Source organism: Acutalibacter sp. 1XD8-33 (assembly GCF_003612555.1).
GTDB lineage: Bacteria > Bacillota > Clostridia > Oscillospirales > Acutalibacteraceae > Acutalibacter.
In genome coordinates, this window is sequence record NZ_RAZF01000059.1 from 1 (window position 1) to 6,035 (window position 6,035).

The following is a 6,035-nucleotide window of genomic DNA, read 5'->3' on the forward strand; positions in this document are numbered from 1 at the left end:
TCCGTGGCCGCGTCCGCCCCGCCGTCCGACGCGGTGATGTTCTCCGTTTCAGAGTAGTAGTCATACACATCGATAAGGGCGTTCAGCTGGCCGGGAGTGTAGCCGTTCCCCGCAGCCCCCAGGGTCTGGCAGCGGATTTGCACATCTGCATGGGTCTCCCCGATGGGCACGTACACATCCTCCACGGTCTCCCAGACCGGCCCACCGGAGCAGGTCACCCGGGTCCCTGCGGGCACCAGGACGGCGCTCTTCTGGGCCTCCGAGATGTGGAATCGCTGGGTGCACACCGCCGCCTTTGCCCCCGGACGCTCCCGCAGGTACAGAAGCTCCGCCAGGGCGTCCAGGTTCTCCCCCTCCGCCCGACTGGGGATGTTCTGGTTGCCGGTATAATTCGTAAGCACCCGCTCGTGGAGGAGAATCCCCTCCGCCCACTGGATGAACACCCTCTCCGGGCTTGCGGGATACGCCGTCCGCCCGGTGATCTCCTCGTAGCCCCGCACCAGCAGCTCCTCCAGCTTTCCCGGGTCCGTCTCCACGAACTGGTATTCCGGATTCCTTGACATTCAATCACCTGCTTTCGATACTTTATGAGCAAAAAGAGCGCTGGCCCTGCACTTGACAAAGCCGGCGCTCTGGACTATAATAAGCATAAAGAGGGCGCTGTCACATGGCGGTCAGCCCTTATAGACTAGTCAAAAATAGCTAGCCGTTCGGGTTGCAGCCGAGCGGCTAGTACGCTTTTATGGGTGCTATGTAGGCCAGCAATATCGCTATTGCGACCAACATCAGCACGAAACGCAGGACTTTCATCCCGCGTTCTTTTCCCATCAGCGCCACCTCCCTCCTTGTGAAAGTCGGGAAAGTGTACCACCCCCTTTCCTTTGAGAATGGGGATGAGCTAACCGCCCGAGTTGGGATCTCCAACTCGTATGTAAACAACGTCCTCCCGCCTCCTATAAATGGAGGCTCTTTTATTATATCAGTTTGTCGGATTTTGTCAATTTCTATTCCTCCACGCGGATTTCCACCTGAACGGTGGGGTCCAGCTTACCCGGTTCCAAAGCGTTCTGGGAAAAGGAGATGTCCGAGACGGAAGCCCGGGGCTCCCATATCTCGATAGCTTCCCGGACCTCCGCCACCAGCATGGCCTTTGCCACGGGGATGGGTTTGTCCAGGAACTCCTGGCTGAGCCCGAAGTCCCGGTACATGGGCACGGAGCCCTTGGGCGTGGCCAGGATCAGGGCGATATTCTGGAGCACCGCGTTCACCGTCTCCGGCTCGTTCAGCCGGATGTTTCCCAGATCGGCCGCCGATACAGAATAACTCATGCGTTCACTTCCTCAGATATTCCTGGAGCTCCACTGAAACCTCGGCGGACTCCAGGTTTCCATATTTGTCGTAATTTTTGGCCTGGATCTTGTGGCTTACCACGTTCCACTTGCACTTGCCGTAGCACTTCTCCCCCAGCACCAGATAGACGGACTCCCCCTTGCGCTCGTAGTTCCAGAGCTTCACCAGCTCCGCCATCACGTCCACGCCCAGCGCCTGGCTGAGGAACATGCTGAACGTGATCTTATCCGGGTCCAGCCCAGTGAACTCCGTCAGCGCATTCTGGTTGTGCCGCTGGTGCACGGCGTACCGGGCGGACCCGCTCCACTCCAGGCCGTCTATGGTCTCTAAGACCTCCTGGGAAACCTGAAATACCATCTGGCCCAGGCAGCCCACAACCGCCATGAAAATCACCTCCTAGTTCGTGTTTTCCTCAATCCTCCCCAGAATATAGCCGTCGCTGTCGTGGCAGGGGAGGAACAGGGTGAGCACCGTGTCGTTCACCCGGGGCAGCCAGGGGGTGATAACCACATCGTGCTTGTGGCTGGAAAAGGCCTCGTCGCCCCCGCCGCCCGCCTCAAATTCCGTCCTCTGGGGCTGGTTGACTCTGGGGAGGAAGGGCGGATTCGCCAGCACCCGCAGCCAGCCGGAGGGCAGGTCCTCGTCCTGAATCTTCACCCGGGCCCGACGCTTGGGGATGTCCACGTTTGTCACAACTCCCACCCGCACCAGGCGGCCCAGAATGCTCTCCAATTCCTCCAGTTCCATCAGTACCCTCCTATCACCCGGCGGACCTGAATTGCGGTGGTGTAGCCGCCGCCGTCCACCTTGTGGACCGCCTGGCTGATGAGATATTTCCCGTCAAAGGCCCCCCAGTCCTCCAGAAGCACCGTGTTCCCCGCCAGCAGGGCCGGGTCTCCGGGAAAGACGAACTTCGCTGTCTTGGAAAACCTGTTGTGCAGCCGCAGGCGCTTTTCCGCCAGGGCCTTGGCCTCTCCCACGCTTTTGACCTTGGCCCTGACCTCCAGCTGCTGGTTGTTCTTGGCCTTCTCGTCGTAGTCGTCCACCCGGGCCACGCCCTCAATCTTTTTCCCCGTGAGGGGGTCCGCGTAGCTCACCCGGCAGGAGGCATACTGGGTCCCGGCGGTGCTGGTCCGCAGGGTGCAGCTGAGATACCCTTCGCCCCTGCGGATCGTACGCACCGGGGCCCGCTTCTCAAATTTGCTCTGGTCGAAGAGCACCAGCGTCTTGTCCGTGGCCTTGAGGGAGAGCCCCGCATCCTTACAGAGCCGTTCCAGAAACTTCACATCGCTCTGCCTGCTCTGCTCCACCCGGTCATAGCCGGGGTTGACGGCGGACTCGTACATACACTGTAACCCGTTCTGGGCGGCGATCTCTCGGGCGATGCCGGAGAGGGTGTACTTCTCCCAGGCCTTGGTCTTTCTGGTCTGGCGGATGGAGCTGGAGAAGGGCAGGGATGTGGATTTCACCGTCACCACTGAGGGCGGGCCCGAGGCCTCCACGCTGTCCAGCTCGAACTCTCCGCAGGGCAGCCGGGTGTCCCGTCCGCCGCCCTGCCAATTCTCCTGAAGGATATCGGCCTTGATTTTGAATTTCCCGCTGGCCGCGGCGTTCACCATGTCCTCCAGCCACTTTTCCTGCCAGATCCTCGCCCGGTCCTGGAGCCGGATCTGGAGGTCGTCCGCCTCTCCGTCCTCGTTGTCGGTATATGTTAGTCCCAAAAAGTAGGGCCGGAGGGACTCCGTGATGTCCACCCCCTGGAAGCTCACGTCCGCCCAGGTCCGGCGGACAAGGGTTTCTGCACTCATACACTCACCTGCTAAAAGTTTTGTAGTTTTGCGAAGTAAAACCTGGAGAGTTGGAAACGCTAGTTTCCAACTCTTTTCCACGGCGGCAGGCCCTCCACGGCGCTCTCGTTTCTGACCTGCGGGATCTGCAGCACCATGCCCGCCGGGAAGGTGTAGAAATGGAGATACCGCCGGTTCGCCATCATGAGCTTGTCCGTAAAATAAACGCTGCCCAGGGTCTTGTACGCAATCCCGTCCCACATGTCCCCCTGGGCCGTGGTGTAGGTTTTTTCCATCAGTACCGCCTCCTTGCCGATTCCAGGAAAAACTCCTCCAGCACCCGCCGGACCCGGGCCTCGAACTCTCCGCCATATTCCCGCAGCTGGTCCACGGCCTCCGGCGTGGCGTTCCCCTCAAACTGGAAATAGATCTGCACGGTCACGGGCTCCCCGCCATAGCCTCCGGCGGGCAGAGCGCTCCTGCCCGGACGCCCACCTCCTCAATGGAGGCCCAGAGCCCTTCGTTGCGGGCGGTCATTGTCTCCGCCGCAGACGCCGCCGAATCCATGGGCGGCAGCAGCTCCCCCATGGCCTGGGTGTAGCTTTCTGTTTTTGCCTTTGCCTCGTCCAGTTTGGCGTTGCTTTCGTCCAGCGCGCCCTGATAGGTCCCCAGACTTTCGTCCAGATCCCAATAGTTATCATTGAGATCCCGGATCCGCTCTTCCAGGGCATAGTATTTCCCGGCATCGTACAGGGAGGGGTCATCCTCCATCTCCTGCATCTGCCGGAGGATCTCCGTGCGCTCCGCCTCCATATCCCGCAGTTCCGCCTCCGCGTTGCGGACGTCGATCAGGCTTTTCTCCCGTTCCAGCTCGGCGGCGGCCTGGGCAGAGTAGATTTCCGCAAGCGCTTCCTGGTATGCCTGGGCTCTGGCGTTGCGCTCCCATTCCTCAGTCTGGGCCCGAAGGGCTTCTGTACCTCCCTCAATGCTGTCTGTCTCCAGGTCAATAGCCCCCGCCAGCTCCGGGACGGTTTCCGCCAGCAAGGCCAGGGTGGCGTGGTATTCCTCCTGCTGCTCCCTGGTTTTGCCTGTGACGCCGTCCAGTTTTTCCAGACGGGTGATGTAGCGGTCCGCAAGGCCCGCCGAAGCCTCAATCTCTGTCTGGGAGGCTTCAAAGCCGGTGGAGGCGTCCTCTATGGCCTGGTCCAGGCCCCGGGCGGCCTCCGTCAGCTCATCGATTTTGGGCTTACCCTCGTTCGCGGCCTCCGCCAGACCGATGATCCCGGCCACGACGCCGCCGATGGCGGCTCCCACCGCCAGAATCGGGCCCACCGGTCCGGTGAACAGCGAGGCCAGGTTCACAGCCGCCATTACCTTTTGCGCGGCGTTATAGGCCACCACTCCGGCCGTCAGGACACCCACCGCACCCGCAGCGCCCAGAACGACCTTAGTCAGAACAGGGTGCTGGTCGATCAGCTCATTCACAAATGTGATTACACTGGTCCCGATCTGTACCAGCCCCCGGATCTGAGGCATGAATTCCTCCCCGATGGTCAGGCTCAGACCGTCCGTGGCGGATTGCAGCAGGGTCAGATCCCCCTGGAGATTGTCCAGCTTGATCTTCGCCATGCGCTCCGCCGCCCCGGCGGAGTTCTCGATGTTCTGGGTGAGGCTCTGGAAGTCCTTCTCGCTGGCATTGATGACCGCCAGCATTCCAGACATGGCCTCCTTGCCGAAGAGGGCGCTGGCCGCCGCCGACCGCGCCGCCTGCTCCTGCTCTTTGGACAGCTCCTCAATCCGCGTGGACAGCCGGGCGCTCTCCCCGGCCAGATCGGCGGTGTTGACCCCCGCCTCCTCCAGCCGCTGGCTGGCAGCGGACAGCCTGCCCTCCTGGCGCTCCAACGTGCCCTGGGCGCTGGCCATCCGCTGTTCCAGCTTGAGCTGTTCCCTCTCCAGACCAGAGGTGTCGCCGGTGGTATTCTGGATCTGCTGGCTCAAAAGCTCGTGCTGCTTGGTCAGGTTGGCGATTTTGGCTTTGGTGCTGTCGATGGCGGCAGACTGCTTCTGATACGCCGAAATGTCGGCCTGGGCCCGGTTCAGGCTCTGGATCTCGCTGCCCAGCTTCGCAAACTCCCCCTGTGCCTGGGAGAAGGTTCCCTTGAAGCCGGAATTGGCCTGGGCGTTGAGCTTGAACAGCATCTCGCATTGCTTGCCGCTGGGCATTCAATTCCCTCCTCCAATTCAGAGTTTCCCGGTTTTGCGCCGCAAAATCAAGGCGGAGCCGCAGAAGGGAAACTCTTTGCGCATGGATGCGCATCACCTCTTGAAACCAAATTTGCGGCCCTTATTGGGCCTGCTGTTCTCCCGGCGCCGCTGGTTTTTCTCCTCCAGCCGGTTATTGGCCTTGATCCACTGCCCCAATTCCTTCAGCTTGCGCGACGTCCAATAGGACACCGGCGTGCTGTTGTTCCGGGCCAGAATCAGGCACTGCTCCCGGAGCCATTCCCCGGGCTTTGCGTCTACAAGCCCGACAGCAGCAAAAAATTTCTCGCCGCCCCCACGATCCGGTTATAGTCCCGCATGGGCAGGGCCTTGAGGAGCTTTTCGTCCACCAGCCGCATGTCGTTTTCGTCCCGGGTGGTGCAGGCCCGCACGGCCATGAGGGTCATGAACTCCCAGGAAAGGTGGGGGTACATGAGGTTTTTCAGCCGGTGGTTCAGCTCCGCCTCGATGGCGATGGTGTCGTTGCCGGTGAGGGACCCGAAGTCGAAGTCCAGCCGCTCCACCGTTTTGTTCTCATAGGTGAAGGGCCGGGCCAGCTTGTGGGTGTACACGGCGGGGTCCTCCTGCCCCGCCTGCTCCTTCTCCAGGGACTCCGCCTGGGCCTGCTCGTCGGTG

The 6,035-nt window shown here is 61.2% G+C and carries 10 protein-coding genes; all 10 read right to left on the reverse strand.

The window, feature by feature from the left end:
• A partial coding sequence (locus D7X94_RS17510) for a baseplate J/gp47 family protein (RefSeq protein WP_199715174.1) occupies window positions 1-563 on the reverse strand: 563 nt, incomplete at its 3' end.
• A gap of 166 nt (window positions 564-729) precedes the next feature.
• Window positions 730-939, reverse strand: a complete 210-nt coding sequence (locus D7X94_RS17515; protein ID WP_120429078.1) for a hypothetical protein — start codon at window positions 937-939, stop codon at window positions 730-732.
• A gap of 65 nt (window positions 940-1,004) precedes the next feature.
• Entirely contained in the window at window positions 1,005-1,328 is a 324-nt protein-coding gene (locus tag D7X94_RS17520) for a GPW/gp25 family protein (protein ID WP_120429080.1), read from the reverse strand.
• A 4-nt stretch (window positions 1,329-1,332) separates the two neighbouring features.
• Window positions 1,333-1,734: a phage tail protein gene (locus D7X94_RS17525; protein ID WP_120429081.1), complete on the reverse strand. Its 402-nt coding sequence runs from the start codon at window positions 1,732-1,734 to the stop codon at window positions 1,333-1,335.
• A 12-nt stretch (window positions 1,735-1,746) separates the two neighbouring features.
• Window positions 1,747-2,097 carry a hypothetical protein gene (locus D7X94_RS17530; RefSeq protein ID WP_120429083.1) on the reverse strand — a complete coding sequence of 117 codons (351 nt, stop codon included), beginning with the start codon at window positions 2,095-2,097 and terminating at the stop codon, window positions 1,747-1,749.
• On the reverse strand, window positions 2,097-3,158 hold the full coding sequence (locus D7X94_RS17535) for a phage late control D family protein (protein ID WP_120429085.1): 1,062 nt from the start codon (window positions 3,156-3,158) through the stop codon (window positions 2,097-2,099). Before D7X94_RS17535 ends, D7X94_RS17530 begins: the two co-directional genes overlap by 1 nt.
• A 59-nt stretch (window positions 3,159-3,217) precedes the next feature.
• Window positions 3,218-3,433: a tail protein X gene (locus D7X94_RS17540; protein ID WP_120429086.1), complete on the reverse strand. Its 216-nt coding sequence runs from the start codon at window positions 3,431-3,433 to the stop codon at window positions 3,218-3,220.
• Window positions 3,433-3,573 carry a hypothetical protein gene (locus D7X94_RS18620; protein WP_158591076.1) on the reverse strand — a complete coding sequence of 47 codons (141 nt, stop codon included), beginning with the start codon at window positions 3,571-3,573 and terminating at the stop codon, window positions 3,433-3,435. The genes D7X94_RS17540 and D7X94_RS18620 overlap by 1 nt, the downstream gene beginning before the upstream one ends.
• Window positions 3,574-3,575: 2 nt before the next feature.
• On the reverse strand, window positions 3,576-5,360 hold the full coding sequence (locus D7X94_RS17545) for a phage tail tape measure protein (RefSeq protein ID WP_120429088.1): 1,785 nt from the start codon (window positions 5,358-5,360) through the stop codon (window positions 3,576-3,578).
• A gap of 296 nt (window positions 5,361-5,656) precedes the next feature.
• The coding region (locus tag D7X94_RS18625) for a hypothetical protein (protein ID WP_158591077.1) at window positions 5,657-6,035 on the reverse strand (379 nt) is incomplete at its 5' end.

Excerpts from the sequence above, each read along its gene's own strand:
- D7X94_RS17525 (WP_120429081.1), bottom strand. The coding sequence starts at position 1,734 with ATGGCGGTTGTGGGCTGCCTGGGCCAGATGGTATTTCAGGTTTCCCAG.
- D7X94_RS17530 (WP_120429083.1), bottom strand. The coding sequence starts at position 2,097 with ATGGAACTGGAGGAATTGGAGAGCATTCTGGGCCGCCTGGTGCGGGTG.
- D7X94_RS17545 (WP_120429088.1), bottom strand. The coding sequence starts at position 5,360 with ATGCCCAGCGGCAAGCAATGCGAGATGCTGTTCAAGCTCAACGCCCAG.
- D7X94_RS17520 (WP_120429080.1), bottom strand. The coding sequence starts at position 1,328 with ATGAGTTATTCTGTATCGGCGGCCGATCTGGGAAACATCCGGCTGAAC.
- D7X94_RS17535 (WP_120429085.1), bottom strand. The coding sequence starts at position 3,158 with ATGAGTGCAGAAACCCTTGTCCGCCGGACCTGGGCGGACGTGAGCTTC.
- D7X94_RS17540 (WP_120429086.1), bottom strand. The coding sequence starts at position 3,433 with ATGGAAAAAACCTACACCACGGCCCAGGGGGACATGTGGGACGGGATT.